Origin of the sequence: Brevundimonas sp. Leaf363, from assembly GCF_001424025.1 — a bacterium.
Classification (GTDB): Bacteria; Pseudomonadota; Alphaproteobacteria; order Caulobacterales; family Caulobacteraceae; genus Brevundimonas.
In genome coordinates, this window is the sequence record NZ_LMPZ01000005.1 from 1 (window position 1) to 17,238 (window position 17,238).

Genomic DNA, 17,238 nt, shown 5'->3' on the forward strand with positions numbered 1-17,238 from the left:
GTCATCACGTCCGCCCCGCGCCCGCCCGTGATGACGTTGCGCCCGGCGTTGCCGTAGATGGCGTTGCCCTTGGAGTTGCCGGTGGCGTTGATCCACGCGTCGCCCGTCAGCGTCAGGGCCTCGATGTTGGCGCCCAGCGTCCAGCTGATCTCGCTGTAGACCCAGTCGCGACCTTCCGAGCTCAGCTCGATCACCTGGTCGCCCGCGTCGTCGACGTAGTAGCGGTCGTCGCTGGTCGAGCCCGACATCGTGTCCGCGCCCGCGCCGCCGCGCATGAAGTTGTCGCGGGCGTTGCCGATCAGGATGTTGTCCAGGTCGTTCCCGCGCGCCGTGCCGGCCGAGCCGGTGAGGGTCAGGTTCTCGACGTAGGCGCCCAGCCGGAAGCTGACCGAGCTGAACACCGTATCGACGCCGCCGTTGATACGGTCCTCGGTGACCTGATCGCCGGCGTTGTCGACGTAGTAGGTGTCGGCGCCCAGGCCGCCGTGCAGGGTGTCGACGCCCGCGCCGCCGTCGACGGTGTCGCCCCCGTCGCTCAGCCAGATGGTGTCGTCGCCCTCGTCCAGGCGCACCGTACCCTCGAACACGCCGCCCCGCAGATCGACGACGTCGTCGCCCGACCCCATCGAGACGACGCCGGTGATGGCGCCCGTATTGGTCAGCCGGTCCTGGCCGTCTCCCAGGAAGATATCGCCGGTGATGACGCCGCCGTCCTCGTTCTGCACGACGTTGTCCTGGGCGCCCCCGCCGATGGCGACGTCGGCTTCGATCACGCCATAGTTCACGATGCGCGCCGCCCCCGAAACGCCGCTGCTGCGGCTGTCCGATGCGTCGGACACGATCGAGCCGGTGTTCAGCAGCGTCCCGCCCGCCAGAACAAAGCTGACGGCCACGGCGGCGTCCGCGCCGTCGGCCGAGATGTCGCCGGTGTTGGTCAGGGCGCCGGCCTGGTCGAACCGCACGGCGGTGGCCATCGTGCCGGTGACGACGATGTCGCCCGCGTTGGTCAGGTTTCCCTGGGCGTTGCCGAACCGGACGCCGTAGCCCTGTTGATCGCCGTCGATGGTGATCGAGCCGTTGTTGACGACCGAGGCCGCGAAGGCGCCGACATCGACGAAGACCCCGGAGGCGACGTCGCCCATGACGTCGATCGCCCCCACATTGGTGATCTTGCCGTTCGGCAGGCTGTGCGCCTCGATCCCCGCCACGCTCTGGCTGGCGTAGTCCTGCGCCTGAATGCGGCCCGCATTCAGGAAGTCGATCGCCTTTCGGGCGTCGATGTAGAAGGCGGTCTCGGCCACGCTGACCAGCTGTTCAGCGTTCACCGTATAGTTGTCGCGCACGATCGTCGGCATGGGATGTTCCAGAGTTTGATCAGAACCTAGGCCGCCACGCGACGGCCGTCACGCATTAACCCAACGACATTCCAGTCACTTACCGCAGCCGGCGATGGCCCGCTCACCCGCCCCCGAACAGGAACCGATCAAAGCTCTCGTGCTCGCCGTTCAGCCGCACCAGCATGTCGGCCTGACCGTCGCCGTTCACGTCCACCGTCAGCGAGGTGATGTCGGTCCCGGCGTCATAGCGCAGCACCAGCTCGCCCGCGTGGCCGCTGAACGAATCCACGATGGTGAAGCCTTGGACCCCAGCCGTGTTCACGTCGCCGTCGATCTGGCGGAAGTCGATCTTGTCCGAGACGTCGTTCAGGTCGGTAATGCGGTCTGAATCCGCCACGGTCGAATCCGACAGCGAGGTGAAGACGAAGGTGTCCGACCCCGCCTTCCCCGTCATGACGTCGCCGCCCTTGCCGCCGGTGATGACGTTGCGCCCGGCGTTGCCGTAGATGGCGTTGCCCTTGGAGTTCCCGGTGGCGTTGATCCAGGCGTCGCCCGTCAAGCTCAGGGCTTCGAGGTTGGCGCCCAGCGTCCAGCTGATCGTGCTGTAGACCCAGTCGCGGCCTGCGGAGCTCGCCTCGATGACCTGATCGCCGAGGTTGTCGACGTAGTAGCGGTCGTCGCCTAGACCTCCTGTCAGGCTGTCGGCCCCCAGACCGCCGCGCATGTAGTTATCACGGTCGTTGCCGATCAGGACGTTGTCCAGATCGTTGCCGCGCGCCGTCAGCGCCGAACCGGTCAGGGTGAGGTTCTCGACATTTCGTTCCAGCGTGAAGCTGACCGAGCTGATCACCGTATCGGCGGCGCCGCTTTGGCTTGAGCCTTCGACCACGCGATCGCCGGCATTGTCGACGTGATAGGTATCGTTGCCCCGGCCGCCGGTCATGTAGTCGGCGCCCGAACCGCCATCCAGGTGGTCGTCGCCGTCGCCGCCGTTGAGTTGGTCGGAGCCGGCGCCGCCATACAGCATGTCGTCGCCGCCAGCGCCTCCAATGCGGTCATCGCCATCCTCGCCTTGGAGCGTATCGTCGCCCAAGCCGCCACTGAGCGCATCGTTTCCCGCTCCCGCCCAGACAGTCTGCCCGCTCGCCCCCAGCACGCATGCATCGTCGTCGGCGCCCAGGAATATCTCTCCAGTCGTTTCAACCGCGTTGGTCAGATCGATCTCATCGCGCCCGTCGCCCATGACGATATCGCCTACGACGCGGCCGCTGCTGACGAACACGTCGGAACCGCCGCCCAGCCTGACGTTCCCCAGGATCGTCCCGGTATTGCTGACGTAGTTGCGCAGAACCACACCGCTGTCCGAGGCCACGATGGCATTATCCGCATCGATCTCCCCCTTGTTGGTGAAGAACGAAAACTCCGACGTGTCGCCGGCTTGGCCAGAGATCACAAGTCCGACGCTTAGACTGTCCGACGCTCTTGCGCGGATCGTGCCGTCGTTTGTGAACGAGGTCCCGGCTACTTGGACGACCCGTACCGCCGTGGCGACATCGGCTCCTCCAGCAGAGATCAACCCACTGTTTTTGAAGCCGCTGGCGAGCACGTTATCCACAGCGACACTGTCAAAACTGCCGCCGACTTTGATCTCGCCGCTATTGTTAAAGGTCCCCGGCGTAGCGCTGCGGTAGCCGTAAGCGTAATCGGCATTTACCGAGATCGACCCGGAGTTGGTGACGCTCCGGGTCGTGGACGTGACGTCCAGAGCGACGCCCACGTCGCCCGCGTACCGGACGACGATATCACCGCGATTGTCGATCGACCCCGCCCAGGCCACCACGTCGATGGCGGTCGCATCATCAAGCTCAGCCGTAATGCTCCCCAGATTGGTGAACACGGCGTCTTTGTCTGTCGAGTTCAGCGAGAAGATCACGCCCTCGCCGGCAACAGCGTCGTCATCATCGACGGTATAGGTGGTGGTCACTGTGGTCGGCATGGCGTTCGTCCCTCTTCCCTGACGACACCCTATGATGACATCCCGCCGTCGTCACTAGCCGAAGTTGTGTCGGGTCAGCGGCTTAGCTTCGTTCAGCCACCGTTCAGATTGGCGGGCGTGTTGTGGCCGCGATGAGGGCGCGTGCGATCCGCCGTGCTCCGGTCACAGGGAGCTACCCATGCGCGCCGCGCTTGTTCTGTCCGCCGCCGTTCTGACCTTCGGCGTGTCCGCCTGCGCCACCTCCGAAAGCGCCGGCATTCCGCGCTATCGCACCGAAATGGATCGCCTGCGCGGCGAGTGCGAGGCGCGCGGCGGCATTCTGCTGGCGCGGCCGGGCGCCAACTCGGGCGAGCCGGCGGTCGACAATCAGTGCGAGATCCGCGGCGGCCTGGTTTCGCCGCCGCGCAACTGACCCGCTGAGACCCGTCGGCCGAGTGCCCCTGCTGGACGCGGGGCGGCCCGGGGCGGCATAGGGGGCGGATGAGCGCCGTCTTTCCCGATCCGACGCCCGCCGCCTGGCGCGCCGAAGCTGAAAAAGCCCTGAAGGGACGGGGTCTGGAGACCCTGCTGCGGCTGGACGCCGACCAGCTGGCCGTGCGTCCGCTGTACGGCCGGGCCAGCGGAACGGAGCCCATCAGCGCGCCGCGCGCCCGGGACGCCGAGGGCCGGGCCTGGGACGTGCGCGTCGGTGTCGAGGCGGATGACGGGGCCGAGGCCAACGCCCAGCTTTTGGCCGCGCTGCAGGGCGGGGCCGCGTCCGTCGTCCTGTCGGGCGCCGTGCTGGACGACAGCGAGACGCTGGCTCGCGCGCTGGACGCCGTGTCGCTGGAGATCGCCCCCGCCGCACTGGATGCGGGCTTGAAGGGCGACGCGGCCGCTAACGCCCTGGCCGTGGCGGCCAAGGGCTCGCCGCGCGCGCAACTGCTTTTCCACATGGACCCGCTGTCGGCCTTCGCCGAGGCGGGCGCCGCGCCGCGTTCGGTGGACGAGCACATCGCCCTGGCCGCCAACACCGCCGCCCGCCATGCGGGGGCGTATCCGCAGGCGCGCTTCTTCCTGGCGGGCGGCCGGGTCGCGCACGAGGCGGGCGGATCGCTGGGCCAGATGCTGGGCTTCACGGCGGCCTCGGCCAATCTGTACATCGAAGCGTCGGTGGCGGCGGGCCTGTCGGTGGCGCAGGCGCTGGACGGCGTGGTGCTGGGCCTGTCGGTCGATCAGCGGCATTTCGACGGCCTGTGCGCCGTGCGCGCGATGCGCCTGATCTGGCGCTCGCTGAGCCAGGCCTGGGGTCAGGAGACGCCGGCGACCATCGAGGCGCGGTCGTCGCGGCGGATGCTGGCGGCGCGCGATCCCTGGCCCAACCTGCTGCGCCTGGGCGCGGCCGGGTTCGCCGGCGCCGTCGGCGGGGCCGAAGCGGTGATCGTCGAGCCCTTCACTCAGGCGCTGGGCCGCCCCGACGCCTTCGCCCGCCGGCAAGCCTTGAGCGCGCAGCTGGTGCTGATGGAGGAGGCGCACCTGGGCCGCGTCGCCGATCCGGCCGCCGGCTCCTGGTTCCTGGACAGCCGCACGCGCGAGCTGGCCGACGCCGGCTGGGCCGAGCTGCAGCGCATCGAGCGCGAGGGCGGGCTGATCGCCAGTCTGCGCGCCGGGGCGTTCCAGACGCGCGTCGCCGAGGCGCGCCGCGCGGCCGACCGCGCCCTGAGTGAGGGCCACGATCATCTGGTCGGCGTCACCCGCTATGTCGACGAGGCGCCGCGCCCGGCCCAGGCCGCGCCGCGACCCGCGCTGGCGTCGGAGGGCGGCGGCGACGCCTGTCCGCCGCTGACGCCCGTCCGCTGGGCCGCCGCCTTCGAGGAGGCGTCCGCGTGAGCCGCCCCGACCTGAACAAGACGCCGCTCGACCTGTCGCCCCTTGCGGGCGCGGTCGCCGACACGCCTTGGATGACGCCCGAAGGCGTCGCCGTCGCCCCCGCCCATGACGCCTCGGCGCTGGAAGGCGTGACCTTCCTCGACGGCCTGCCCGGCTTCGCCCCCTTCGTGCGCGGACCCTATCCGACCATGTATGCGTCCAACCCCTGGACCATCCGCCAGTACGCCGGCTTCTCGACGGCGGAGGAATCGAACGCCTTCTATCGCCGCAACCTGGCGGCCGGTCAGAAAGGGCTGAGCATCGCCTTCGATCTGGCCACCCACCGGGGGTACGACAGCGACCACCCGCGCGTGGCCGGCGACGTCGGCATGGCCGGCGTGGCGATCGACAGCCTCTACGACATGCGCACCCTGTTCGACGGCATCCCGCTGGACAAGATGAGCGTGTCGATGACCATGAACGGCGCGGTCCTGCCGATCCTGGCCCTCTATGTCGTGGCGGCGGAGGAGCAGGGCGTCGCGCCCGAGGCTCTGACCGGGACCATCCAGAACGACATCCTCAAGGAGTTCATGGTCCGCAACACCTACATCTATCCGCCGCTGCCCAGCATGCGGATCGTGTCGGACATCTTCGCCTGGACCGCCCAGCACGCGCCGCGCTTCAACTCCATCTCGATCAGCGGCTACCATATGCAGGAGGCGGGGGCCTCGGCGGATCTGGAGCTGGCCTATACCCTGGCGGACGGGCTGGAATACATTCGCGCGGGCGTCGCGGCGGGCATGGACGTGGACCGGTTCGCGCCGCGCCTCAGCTTCTTCTGGGCCGTCGGCATGAACTACTTCATGGAGGTGGCCAAGCTGCGCGCCGGTCGCCTGTTGTGGGCCGAGGCGGTGCAGGCCGAGTTCGCGCCCAAGGACGCCCGCAGCCTGTCCCTGCGCGCCCACTGCCAGACCTCCGGCTGGTCGCTGGCGGCCCAGGACGTGTTCAACAATGTGCCGCGCACCCTGGTCGAGGCGATGGCGGCGGCGTCCGGCCAGACCCAGTCGCTGCACACCAACAGCCTGGACGAGGCCCTGGCCCTGCCGACCGACTTCTCGGCCCGCATCGCCCGCAACACACAGATCCTGCTGCAGGAAGAGACCGACCAGACCCACGTCATCGACCCCTGGGGCGGCAGCTACTACGTCGAGCGCCTGACCCAGGACCTGGCCGACCGCGCCCGCGCCCACATGGCCGAGGTCGCGACCCTGGGCGGCATGGCCAAGGCCATCGAGGCGGGCGTGCCCAAGATGCGGATCGAGGAATCGGCCGCCCGCACCCAGGCCCGCATCGACACGGGCCAGCAGACGGTGGTCGGCGTGAACCGCTATCTGTCCGACACGCCCGACGACATTCCGGTGCTGAAGGTCGACAATGCGGCCGTCCTGACCGCCCAGCTCGACAAGCTCAAGCGCCTGCGCGCCGAGCGCGATCCGGCGGCGGTCGAGGCGGCCCTGACCGCCCTGACGCAAGGCGCGAAGGGCGACGCCAACCTGCTGGCCCTGGCCATCAAGGCCGCCCGCGCCAAGGCGACGGTGGGCGAGATCTCCGACGCGCTGGAGGCCGCCTTCGGCCGCCATGTGGCTAGCGTCCACACCGTCTCGGGCGTCTATGCCCGCGAGGCCGGGGCCGATCCGAAAATCTCCCGCGCCCGCGACATGGTCGCCGCCTTCGTCGAGAACGACGGCGGCCCGCCGCGCATCCTGATCGCCAAGCTGGGCCAGGACGGCCACGACCGGGGCCAGAAGGTCATCGCCACCGCCTACGGCGACCTCGGCCTCGACGCCACGGCCGGCGCCCTGTTCCAGACGCCGGAGGAGGCCGCGCGCGACGCGGTCGCCTCGAACGTCCACGCCGTGGGGGCCTCATCGCTCGCGGCGGGTCACCTGACGCTGGTTCCGGCGTTGAAGGCCGAGCTGGAGCGGCTGGGGCGGCCCGACATCATGATCGTGGTCGGCGGCGTCATCCCGCCCGCCGACGTCCAGACCCTGCTCGATCTGGGCGCCGCCGCCGTCTATCCGCCCGGCTCGGTCATCGCGGACACCGCCATCGACCTGATCGAGCGGCTGAACCAGCGCCTCGGCTACGCCCAGCCCGCGCGGACCTGAGCCGACCGCCGCGCCGCCATGCGGCGTTGCCAAGCGGCCCGCGTTCTCGCTAGGGTTCGCCAGGGTTCCATCGTCGGCGCCTCAGGGGGAGGCCGTCATGTCGCATCCGTACGCCTCGCTCCCGGACCGCGCCTACTGGCGCACCGGCGTGGCCCAGTACAATCCGCTGGAGCTGCAGGATCTCTATCGCAAGCGGTTCGACATCAGCCCGACCGACCGTGTCGCCTGCGCCGGCAGCTGTTTCGCCCAGCACATCGGTCGCCAGCTGCGACGCCGCGGCTTCAACTATCTGGACATGGAGCCGGCGCCCGCGGCCCTGGCCGAGGACCGCCACCTGTCGTTCGGCTACGGCATGTATTCGGCGCGGTTCGGCAACATCTACACCGCCCGCCAGATGCTGCAGCTCTACAAGCAGGCGTTCGGCCTGTTCGCGCCGGCGACGGGTGTGTGGAAGCAGGCGGACCGCCGGTTCTTCGATCCCCTTCGCCCCTCCATCGAGCCGAACGGCTTCGGCTCGGCGCGCGAGGCTCAGGTCCTGCGCGACACCCAGCACCTGCCTGCGGTCAAGCGGATGTTTCAGAAGGCCAATGTCCTGGTCTTCACCCTGGGCCTGACCGAGGCCTGGATGGATGCGGCGGACGGCACCGTCTATCCGGTCTGTCCCGGCACGGTGGCGGGCGAGTTCGACGCCCGGAAGCACGTCTTCAAGAACTTCCGTTTCGGCGAGATCCTGGCCGACATGACGGAGCTGATCGAGGCGCTGAAGGGGGTCAATCCGACCCTGCGCATCCTGCTGACCGTCTCGCCCGTCCCGCTGACGGCGACGGCGGCGGGCCATCACGTCCTGGCGGCCACCACCTATTCCAAGTCGGTGCTGCGCGCCGTGGCGGGCGAGCTGTACGAGACCTACGACCACATCGACTACTTCCCGTCGTACGAGATCGTCACCGCCCCCTCGAACCGGGGCATGTTCTTCCGCCCCAACATGCGCGAGGTGGCGCCAGCCGGCGTCGACTACGTCATGACCCACTTCTTCGGTCAGCACCCGGCGCCCGAGACGGCCGGCGCCCCTCCCGCTCCGGCCCCGGCGCGCAAGGAGGCGGCGGACGTGGCCTGCGACGAGGAAAAGCTGGAACTGGTGCGCGCATGAGGCGGCTGCTGATCGGAGGCGACTCCCACACCGTGGCCATCGGGCGGGGCCTTCAGAAGTTCAAGCCGGAGCCGAACGACATCCCGCTGGCCGTGTCCGCCTACAAGCTGTTCGAGTTTCCCAAGACCCAGGGACGCGAGCCCTTTTTCGCGCGCGACGGCGAACGGATCGTCTGGACCGTCGACACCATGGCCGCCAACTGGGCCGCGCTGTCGGGGGAGCCGGATCTGTCCGTCGAGACGCTGAAGGACACCACCCTGGCCCTGTGCATGGGCTTCACGACAACCAACCTGCTGCGCAAGCCGGACTGGAAACGCTACGCCTCCTGGCGGCTGCGCAGGCTGAAGCCCAGACAGCTGATCTCCGATGGCCTGATCGTCCAGATGGGCTTCGACTTCTTCCAGCACACCCTCGGATTCTTCGAGGCGGGCCGCGCTCTGGGGCTGGAGATGATCGCCGTCGAGGCGCCGCCCGTCCGCTCCGACGAACTGGCCATCGCCAAGGGGGCGCGAGCCGAGGTGATCCTGGACGTGGACCGCATCGTGCGCCTGGCCATGCGTGCGCGGCTGGAGGCGATGGGCGTCGTCGTCCTGGCCCCGCCGGCCGACGCCGTCGCCGAGACCGGCTTCCTCAAGGACGACCTGCGCAAGATTCACCGCAACGACTGGCACCACGGCAATCAGGACTACGGCCTGCTGGTCATGCGCCAACTCTACGACGTCATGGCCCGGCTGCACCCGCAGGGCCTGCGTCTGGTCGCCAACGACGCGGCCTGAGCCCGAAAGTCCGGGCTTTAGGGTCTGTAGCGCGGGTCCAGGGCTTCGACCTCGGCGGCCGTCAGGGCGCGGACCACCTGCACCCGGCACGGCCCGCCGATCTGGCGGGTCTCGGGCAGGTGGGCCACGGCCCAGTCGCCGGCGCACAGGCGGTTCGATCCGCCGCCCCAGGCCTCCAGTCCGATGACGTTGGCGTTGTCGATGTCACGGCAGCTGCCGGCGGCGCTCAGCTCGAACACCTGACTGCGCAGGCCGCGCACATAGACGGTCCCTGTCGGGCCGTTCTGGAAGTTCACGACCTGATCGGCATAGAAGCACGGACGGCTCGGCGTCCCGCCGGTCGATCCGTCCTCCATTGTTCCGGTCGGCGCACAGCCGGCCGCCAGAACGCCCGTGAGGGCCAGCAGGAGGGCCAGGGTCGGGGCAGGGGTCTTCATCGGCGGCTCCTCTGGAAGGTAGGGACTCAACCGTCCGCGGCGCGGTTCGGTTTAAGACGCCATCGGTGCACTATGCCCACGCTTGATGGCTGTTCGGCGACGAAGGCGACATGGACAAGATCGATTTTCGCAAGACGCTCAAGACCCTCTATGCCCCCGGCGCCGTGTTCCAGCAGATCGACGTGCCGCCGCTGACCTACGTCATGGTCGACGGCGCGGGCGACCCCAACACCACCCCCGCCTACCGTCGGGCGGTCGAGGCGCTGTACGGCGTCAGCTACGGCCTCAAGTTCGCGGTCAAGGCGGCGCTGGGCCGGGACTATGTCGTGCCGCCGCTGGAGGGGCTGTGGACCGCCGACGATCCCGCCGCCTTCGTGCGCCGCGACAAGGCGGCGTGGCGCTGGACCATGATGATCCTGGCGCCGGATTTCGCTCCGCGCGACCTGTTTGACCAGGCGGTGCTCAAGGCTCGCTCCAAACAGGGCGACCTGCCGGACAGCCTGCGCCTCGAAACCTATGACGAGGGCGCGTCGCTGCAGATCCTGCACACCGGCCCCTATGACGACGAAGGGCCGGTGCTACGGCGCCTGCACGAGATCGAGATGCCCGCCCGCGGCCTGACCTTCAACGGCCCCCACCACGAGATCTACCTCAGCGATCCTCGTCGAACCGAGGCGGCCAGGCTGAAGACCATCCTCCGCCAGCCGGTGCGCCCGCTCTAGAGCCGCTCCGGCCCGACCACCGCCGCCAGCCGCTTCGGCAGCGGCGACGGCGCGCCCATCACCAAGGCCGCCACGTGCTCGCCCAGCAGCGGCGCCAGCGCGAACCCGCGTGATCCCAGTCCGCTCAGCACGAACAGGCCCGCCCGTCCCGACACGGCTCCGGCGATGGGCGATCGGTCGCGTGTGGTGGCCCTGACGGCGGCCCGGCTCGTGGTCGCCCGATCCAGCGCCCGATCCAGCGTCTGCGCCAGGCCCGGCAGGCGTGCGGCCAGGGTCTGGCGGTTGCGCGCGGCGCTGTCGTCGTCCGGCGCCGCATCCGTCCGCTCGCGGTCGTGCGTGGCGCCGAACAGCACGCCGCCGTCTCCCGGCGCGACGTAGCCGCCCCAGGCCGTCGCCGGTCCGGTCTCGCCCTCGATCCATTCCGCCTGTCCGCGTACGGGCTTCAGGCCGAAGCCTGGCGCCAGCGCCTCGGTTCCCCAGCCGCCCGCGATCACCACGGCATCGGTCTCCAGCGTCTCGCCGGCCGTCCCGACCAGCCGCCAGCTGGCCTCCAGCGGCTCGAGCCTCGCCACCCGCATCGGCGCGCACTGCACACCCTCCAGCCAGGCGTCCAGGATCGCGCGCGGCCGCACCGCTCGCGCGCCCGCCATCATCAGCCCGCCCGCCTCGACCGGCTCGTCCAGCCGCGCCGACGCCTCTCCCGCGCCCACGACCCGCATCGCCTCATCCGGCCAGATCGCCTGGGCCGCCACCTTGGCGAAGCGCGCCGCATCCCGGTCGGCGCTCGCCAGTTGCAACACGCCGCGCGCCGTCACCGCGCCGGGAATGGCGTCGTACAGGGTCGCCGCCCGGTCCAGCGCCTGGGCCGACAGGCCTGCGATCGCTACGTCGCCCGCATCCAGCCGTGGGGTCACCAGGGCGGCCGCGAACCCCGATCCGCCGGCGCCGACCGCCTCGGCCTCGACCAGCACCGGCCGGGCCCCCAGCGCCCTCAGCCCCCGCACTGCGCTGGCCCCCGCGATCCCTGCCCCGATGACCGCCACGCGCGGCCGGGCCTGGGCGGCCGCTGCGCCTGTCCGCCACGCCTCCAGCCGCTCGCGCTTGCGCCCGTGTCCCGGCCGCTTCGCCACCTCGAACCCGCGCGCCGCCAGGCCGCGTCGCACAGCCCCCGCGACGGTGAAGGTGGCCAGCCGTGCGTCCGGCGCCGAGCGCGCCGCCACGCCGTCCAGCACCTCGTCCGACCACATCCCCGGGTTCAGGCTGGGCGAAAAACCGTCCAGGAACCAGGCATCGGCCCGCCCTGACCACTGGTCCAGCGCCCAGGCCGCATCGCCGATCGCCAGGTCGATGGTCGCGCCGAACGCCGGCAGGTCGATCCGGTGGAACCCCGGCGCGCCCGCCGGCCAGCGCGCCAGCAAGGGGCCTGTCACGGTCGCCAGCTCCGGCCAAGCCGCCAGCGCCCGTCCCGCGTCCTCGGCCGACAGCGGATGCGCCTCGATGGTGAAGACGCTCAGCCGCGCCCCCGGCGTTCGCGCCTCGTCCCACAGCGCCAGCAGGGCGGCGATGTTCAGCCCCGTCCCGAACCCCAGCTCGCCCACCACGAACCGGTCCCGCCCGACCCATGCCTCCGGCAGGCCGCATCCGGCCAGGAACACCGCCCGGCTCTCGGCCAGCCCGTCGTCGGCCGAGAAATAGACGTCGCCGAACACGGACGAGCGGGGTCCCTGCTCGGTCCAGGTCAGGTCTGCGGGGGGCGCCGTATCGCTCATCCCCGCGCCCTAGCATGCACGCACGAAAAAGGGGCCGCTCGATCGGACGGCCCCTTCCTGGTTCAAGGCGGCGGCGCGCTTAGTGAGCGGGCGCCGGAGCCGGCGTCGTGGCCGGGGCCATGGCGCCGCCGGCGGCCGGGGCCGGAGCCATCGCGCCGTCGGCCGCGGGGGCCATGGCGGCGGCGTTGGCGGCCTGGGCGGCTTCACCCGCGGCGGCGGCGGCGTCGGTCGCGGCGGCGTCGGCCGTGGCTGCGGCGTCAGCGGCGGTGTCGGCGGCGGCGGCCGAATCGGCGGCGGCGTCCGCGGCCTTGTCTTCGGCGGCGGGCTGGCAGGCGGCCAGGGCCAGAGCGGCGGCGCCGGCGACGAACAGAGCAGTCATACGCATGATGCTTCCTTCCCTATTGGGTTGGGGGCGAAGCGCCCCGCCCATGAGATAACGAGCCCGTGAGACGAACCGCAAGGGCCAATCTCACGGACCCGTGATCGCAAGCCAGACGCCGGGCGCGGCGCGTCGTCGCGCCCGGTCGGGATCAGTTCTGGCGCGTCGGGACGGTGGTGCCGGTCGAATCGGCCGGGATGGTCGGACGCGGGCCGCGCTGGGCCTGGGCCGCCTCGCCGATGTTGGCGCCGGAGGTGGTGCCGCCGGCCTGCATGGCGCCGGGCTGTTCGACCGACATCGGCGACATCGACTGCGGGGCCGGAGCCATGGCGCCGGACGCGCCGCCCGAGCCGCTGGTTCCGCCGTTCATCGCGCCGCCGCTCATGGCGCCGTCGCTGGGGGCCATCGCGCCGTCGCTGGCCGGGGCCATGGCCGAGGCGTCGGTCGCGGCGTCGCCCGCGGCCATGGTCTCGTCGGTCTTCTCGGCCGGCTTGTTACAGGCGGCCAGCGTCAGGGCGGCGATGCCGGCGGCGACGATCAGTTGGGTTTTCATGGGAATCCTCCGTCAAGCGATCGCCTGGCCGGAAGCGGCCTGCCGTCATCGGCTCGCGCGATCGTGATGTTGAGGTTAACCCCTCGATCCCTCGGGTGTTCCCGGCCGGATACCGACGCTCGTCTAGGCGTCCATCGGCGCGGCCGACAGCGCCTCTTCCATTTCGGCGAAGCTGGGCTGAGCCGCCGAGGGGATGTCGCCCCGGCCGATCTCGACCGAAATCTGCGCCGCATTGCCGTGCAGGTGCGCGACCAGCACCGACTGGATGATCTTGTAGTAGCAGGCTTCCTCGTCGACGATGGCCTTCAGGCGCGCCGCCATCGGACCGACCAGGCCGTAGGCCAGGAACACGCCCATGAAGGTGCCGACCAGGGCGCCGCCGATCATGGTGCCCAGCACCTCCGGCGGCTCGGTGATCGAGCCCATGGTCTTGATGACGCCCAGCACTGCCGCGACGATGCCCAGCGCCGGCAGGGCGTCGGCCAGGTTCTGAAGCGCGTGCGCCGCCTCGGCATGCTCGTGGTGGTGCTTCTCCAGCTGCTTTTCCATGACGTCCTCGATCTGGTGAGGATCTTCCAGGTTCATGGTCATCATCCGCAGGGTGTCGCAGATGAAGTCGGTGGCGAAGTGGTCCTTCAGCACCTTGGGGTACTTCTGGAAAATGGTGCTCTCGGCCGGCTTTTCGATGTGGCTTTCCAGGGCGATCACGCCCTTGGACTTCATCGTCTTGGTCAGCTGGAACAGCAGGCTCAGCAGGTCGCGGTAATCCTGCTTCTTCCACTTCGGCCCGGCGAACGCCTTGCCCAGGCCGGCCAGAGACCCCTTGATGACGGTGATCGAGTTGGAGATCAGGAACGCCGCGATGCCCGCGCCGCCGATGGCCATCAGCTCGTGCGGCGCGGCGTGCATGATGACTTCGAACTTCCCGCCCGAAATGGCGTAGCTGCCGAACACCAGGCCGAACAGCAGCACAATGCCGATAATCTGGAACATGAGCGGGGGGCGGTCCTGGCGACGAAGAAGCGCCGACAGGGTGAGCGTTAACCGTTAAGGCCGGGTTAGGGCTGATCCCCGGCATCATCCCCTATGGAGCGGCTCGTCAGTCCAGCGGCTGCGGGCGCGTGACGATGGGGCCGTCGGGGTCCGACTGCTGAGGCCGAGCGGCCGTCGGCGGGGGCGTGACCACGACGACAGGCGGCGGTGTTTCGGCCGCCGGCTCCGGCGTGGGCGCCGTGGCCTGCGGCGACGGCTGCGGCGTGGTCGGTACGGACGTGGTCGGTATGGCCGGGCGAAGCGCGGCGGCGGGCTGGGTCGGGGCCGGCGTGGCGGGCGCGACCGTCGCGGGCGGCGCGGCGTCCAGCGTCTCCAGCGGCGTGGCTTCGCCAGGCGCCGGGGCCGGAAGAGCCGGAACGACGGCGGTGATCGGCGGCTGGGGCTGCACCGGCGGCGGGGGCGCGGGTCGGTTGTCCAGCATCCACCAGGCCCCGGCGACGGCGGCGGCGAGCACCGCCAGCGAGCCCCCCAGGATCCAGGGCATGCGGCTGGGCCTGCGGGCGGCCGGGCGCGCCGCGACGACATGGACGTCGTTCAGCACCACGTCTTCGACCCGCTCAGGCCGGGTCGTGGCTTCGATCGGTTCGGCGTGGGCCAGGGGCGCGATCGGCGCGGGCGCACCGGCCTCCACCAGCGGCGCGGCCGTGGCGGCGGCGTCGGCGGCGGGCTCCAGAGGGGGCGCGGCCCGGGTTTCAGGCTCGGCCTGCGGCAGGGGGCGGACGGACAGATCGGCCGGGGACGAGATGGGCGGCAGGGGCGCGGCGGCCGCTGCGGGGGCCTGACCGGTGGTCCGGGCGGCCGCCGGCGTGGGCGCTGGCCGCGGCGCCAGATCCAGCGCCGGGATCGGCCGCGTCGCCTGCGGGATCAGCGAGCCGCCCAGGATGTTGACGCCGGGTCGCGGCATCGGACGCGGCGCGCGCTGGGGCGCCAACGACGGCTGGGCCTGGAATTGGCTGAAGGCCTGGCGCTGCTGCACCGCCGGGCCGGGCGGGGTCGCCGGCGCGGCCTCGGGTGCCGATCCGGCCACGCGGAAGGTGGCCTGGGGCATGCGGCCCCACTGGATCGGCTTGCGCTCGAACGGCGCGGCAGGCGGCTTGGGTTTGTCGGCGTCGGACATCAGGGCTCCAGCGGATAAGGTCCGCTTGTCGTTCCAATACGGCGATCTGGGGGCGCCGCCGGTCGGATGCGGCCTAGGCCTTCAGACGATAGCCCGTCTTGAACATCCATCCGACGACCGCCAGGCAGATGAAGAAGAAGCAGGCTGTCGCCAGGAGGCTGTAGCCCACGCCCACGTCCGACGTGCCGTAGAAGGCCCAGCGGAAGCCCGAGATCAGATAGACCACCGGGTTGAACAGGGCGATCGTGTCCCAGGGACGGGGCAGCATGTCGATCGAATAGAAGGACCCGCCCAAAAAGGTCAGCGGCGTGACCACCAGCATGGGGATCATCTGCAGCTGCTCGAAGCCGTTGGCCCAGACGCCGATGATGAAGCCGAACAGGCTGAACGTCACCGAGATCAGCACCAGGAACGCCATCATCCACACCGGGTGCAGGATCTGCAGCGGCACGAACAAAGCGGCGGTGGCCAGGATGATCAGCCCCAGCACGGCCGACTTGGTGGCCGCCGCGCCGACATAGGCCAGCACGATCTCAAGCGAGGAGACCGGCGCGGACAGGATCTCGTAGATCGTGCCTGTGAACTTGGGGAAGTAGATGCCGAAACTGGCGTTGAAGATCGACTGGGTGAACAGGCTCAGCATGATCAGGCCCGGCACGATGAAGGCGCCGTAAGGCACGCCGTCGATCTCGTTCATGTGGCCGCCGATGGCAGAGCCGAAGACCACGAAATACAGTGCCGTGGTGATGACCGGCGTCACGATGGATTGCCAGACGGTGCGCAGCGCGCGCGCCATCTCGAAGCGATAGATGGCCCAGACGCCATAGCCGTTGAAACTAACGCCCATCCTCAGGCCGCCTTATCTTGATGGACCAGGCTGACGAAGATGTCTTCGAGCGAGCTCTGGCGGGTGTTCAGGTCCTTGAAGGCGACGCCCAGTTGTTCGACGCGCCGGATCAGGGCGGGCACGCGGGTGTCCTCGGCGTTGGAATCGAAGGCGTAGACCAGTTCGTGGCCCTCGTTCTTCAGCTCCAGGCTCCATTCGGCCAGTTCAAGCGGCACCGCGTCCATCGCCTCCACCAGATTCAGCGTCAGGGTCTTCTTGCCCAGCTTCTTCATCAGGGTGGACTTGTCCTCCACCAGGATCAGCTCGCCCTTCAGGATCACGCCCACCCGGTCGGCCATCTCCTCGGCCTCCTCGATGTAGTGGGTGGTCAGGATGATGGTGACGCCGCGATCCCGCAGCTTCCTGACCATCGCCCACATGTCCTTGCGCAGCTCGACGTCGACGCCGGCGGTGGGCTCGTCCAGGAACAGGATGTCAGGTTCGTGGCTCAGCGCCTTGGCGATCATCACCCGCCGCTTCATGCCGCCCGACAGGGTCATGATCTTGGAGGCCCGCTTGTCCCACAGGCTCAGGTCGCGCAGCACCTGCTCGATGAAGGCGGGGTTCGGGGCCTTGCCGAACAGGCCGCGACTGAAGGTGACGGTCGCCATCACCGTCTCGAAGGCGTCGGTGGTCAGCTCCTGCGGCACTAGGCCGATGCGGGCGCGGGCCTGTCGATAGTCCTTGCGGATGTCGAAGCCGTCGGCGATCGCGGTGCCTTCCGAGGGACTGACGATCCCGCAGACGGTGGAGATCAGCGTCGTCTTGCCGGCGCCGTTGGGGCCCAGCAGGGCGAAGATCTCGCCCTTGCCGATGTCCAGCGTCGTGGGCTTCAGCGCCTGGAGCCCGGATGCATAGGTCTTGCCCAGGCCCTGGATGGATATGACCGGCTGCATCCGCGTCCCCCGCGCCGCCACCGCCCCGAGCGGGCCGCGCGACGAACGCAGATAGGCGGAGCGAGCCCCGGTCTCAAGGCGCGATCGCGTCCCGCCACGGAACCGCGCCGTATCTCGAGGCTTAGGCTGACCGAAGCGAAAGACCGGACTC

At 70.0% G+C, this 17,238-nt stretch carries 16 protein-coding genes; 6 read left to right on the top strand and 10 right to left on the bottom strand.

Translation table 11 applies throughout. The features are described 5' to 3' along the window. Both ASG17_RS14110 and ASG17_RS16005 read right to left on the bottom strand, forming a co-directional pair. Positions 1–1,355 (bottom strand): calcium-binding protein (locus ASG17_RS14110; protein ID WP_369796713.1); only part of this gene is annotated, 1,355 nt, incomplete at its 3' end. A gap of 103 nt (positions 1,356–1,458) precedes the next feature. Beyond that, entirely contained in the window at positions 1,459–3,333 is a 1,875-nt protein-coding gene (locus ASG17_RS16005; protein WP_056105101.1) for a M10 family metallopeptidase C-terminal domain-containing protein, read from the bottom strand. 178 nt (positions 3,334–3,511) lie between these two features. Here ASG17_RS16005 and ASG17_RS14120 point away from each other — a divergent pair, with 178 nt between their 5' ends. The 5 genes from ASG17_RS14120 (at position 3,512) to ASG17_RS14140 (ending at position 9,275) form a co-directional block, all read left to right on the top strand. Continuing rightward, positions 3,512–3,745 carry a hypothetical protein gene (locus ASG17_RS14120; protein WP_056105103.1) on the top strand — a complete coding sequence of 78 codons (234 nt, stop codon included), beginning with the start codon at positions 3,512–3,514 and terminating at the stop codon, positions 3,743–3,745. Between the two features lie 68 nt (positions 3,746–3,813). After that, positions 3,814–5,202, top strand: coding sequence for a methylmalonyl-CoA mutase family protein (locus tag ASG17_RS14125; protein ID WP_056105106.1), 1,389 nt, complete (start codon positions 3,814–3,816; stop codon positions 5,200–5,202). Between the two features lie 11 nt (positions 5,203–5,213). Further along, complete coding sequence (scpA, locus tag ASG17_RS14130; RefSeq protein ID WP_056105341.1) at positions 5,214–7,349, top strand: methylmalonyl-CoA mutase; 2,136 nt, start codon at positions 5,214–5,216, stop codon at positions 7,347–7,349. Between the two features lie 97 nt (positions 7,350–7,446). Continuing rightward, on the top strand, positions 7,447–8,499 hold the full coding sequence (locus tag ASG17_RS14135; RefSeq protein WP_056105108.1) for a GSCFA domain-containing protein: 1,053 nt from the start codon (positions 7,447–7,449) through the stop codon (positions 8,497–8,499). Beyond that, a complete protein-coding gene (locus ASG17_RS14140; RefSeq protein WP_056105110.1) occupies positions 8,496–9,275 on the top strand; it encodes a hypothetical protein in 780 nt (259 codons plus the stop codon). The genes ASG17_RS14135 and ASG17_RS14140 overlap by 4 nt, the downstream gene beginning before the upstream one ends. Positions 9,276–9,292: 17 nt before the next feature. Here ASG17_RS14140 and ASG17_RS14145 read toward each other — a convergent pair whose 3' ends face one another. Continuing rightward, positions 9,293–9,712: a DUF6491 family protein gene (locus ASG17_RS14145; RefSeq protein ID WP_056105112.1), complete on the bottom strand. Its 420-nt coding sequence runs from the start codon at positions 9,710–9,712 to the stop codon at positions 9,293–9,295. Between the two features lie 110 nt (positions 9,713–9,822). On the opposite strand from ASG17_RS14145, the gene ASG17_RS14150 reads away from it, so the two are divergent. Further along, positions 9,823–10,434 (top strand): GyrI-like domain-containing protein, encoded by a 612-nt coding sequence (locus tag ASG17_RS14150; protein WP_056105114.1) that lies wholly within the window; start codon positions 9,823–9,825, stop codon positions 10,432–10,434. On the opposite strand, the gene mnmD is transcribed toward ASG17_RS14150, so the two are convergent. From mnmD to ASG17_RS14185, 7 genes are all read right to left on the bottom strand, one after another. After that, the gene (gene mnmD, locus ASG17_RS14155) at positions 10,431–12,203 is read right to left on the bottom strand and encodes a tRNA (5-methylaminomethyl-2-thiouridine)(34)-methyltransferase MnmD (protein WP_056105116.1); all 1,773 of its coding nucleotides are present in this window, start codon (positions 12,201–12,203) and stop codon (positions 10,431–10,433) included. The genes ASG17_RS14150 and mnmD overlap by 4 nt on opposite strands. Before the next feature lie 79 nt (positions 12,204–12,282). Beyond that, positions 12,283–12,588 (bottom strand): hypothetical protein, encoded by a 306-nt coding sequence (locus ASG17_RS14160; RefSeq protein WP_056105118.1) that lies wholly within the window; start codon positions 12,586–12,588, stop codon positions 12,283–12,285. A 145-nt stretch (positions 12,589–12,733) separates the two neighbouring features. Beyond that, positions 12,734–13,135 carry a hypothetical protein gene (locus tag ASG17_RS14165; protein WP_056105120.1) on the bottom strand — a complete coding sequence of 134 codons (402 nt, stop codon included), beginning with the start codon at positions 13,133–13,135 and terminating at the stop codon, positions 12,734–12,736. A 123-nt stretch (positions 13,136–13,258) separates the two neighbouring features. Next, positions 13,259–14,128, bottom strand: coding sequence for a flagellar motor stator protein MotA (gene motA / locus ASG17_RS14170; RefSeq protein WP_056105122.1), 870 nt, complete (start codon positions 14,126–14,128; stop codon positions 13,259–13,261). A gap of 106 nt (positions 14,129–14,234) precedes the next feature. Further along, complete coding sequence (locus tag ASG17_RS14175) at positions 14,235–15,305, bottom strand: hypothetical protein (RefSeq protein WP_056105124.1); 1,071 nt, start codon at positions 15,303–15,305, stop codon at positions 14,235–14,237. A gap of 73 nt (positions 15,306–15,378) precedes the next feature. After that, positions 15,379–16,152 carry an ABC transporter permease gene (locus tag ASG17_RS14180; RefSeq protein ID WP_056105126.1) on the bottom strand — a complete coding sequence of 258 codons (774 nt, stop codon included), beginning with the start codon at positions 16,150–16,152 and terminating at the stop codon, positions 15,379–15,381. Positions 16,153–16,154: 2 nt separating this feature from the next. Beyond that, the gene (locus tag ASG17_RS14185) at positions 16,155–17,087 is read right to left on the bottom strand and encodes an ABC transporter ATP-binding protein (RefSeq protein WP_056105128.1); all 933 of its coding nucleotides are present in this window, start codon (positions 17,085–17,087) and stop codon (positions 16,155–16,157) included. Positions 17,088–17,238: the final 151 nt, after the last annotated feature.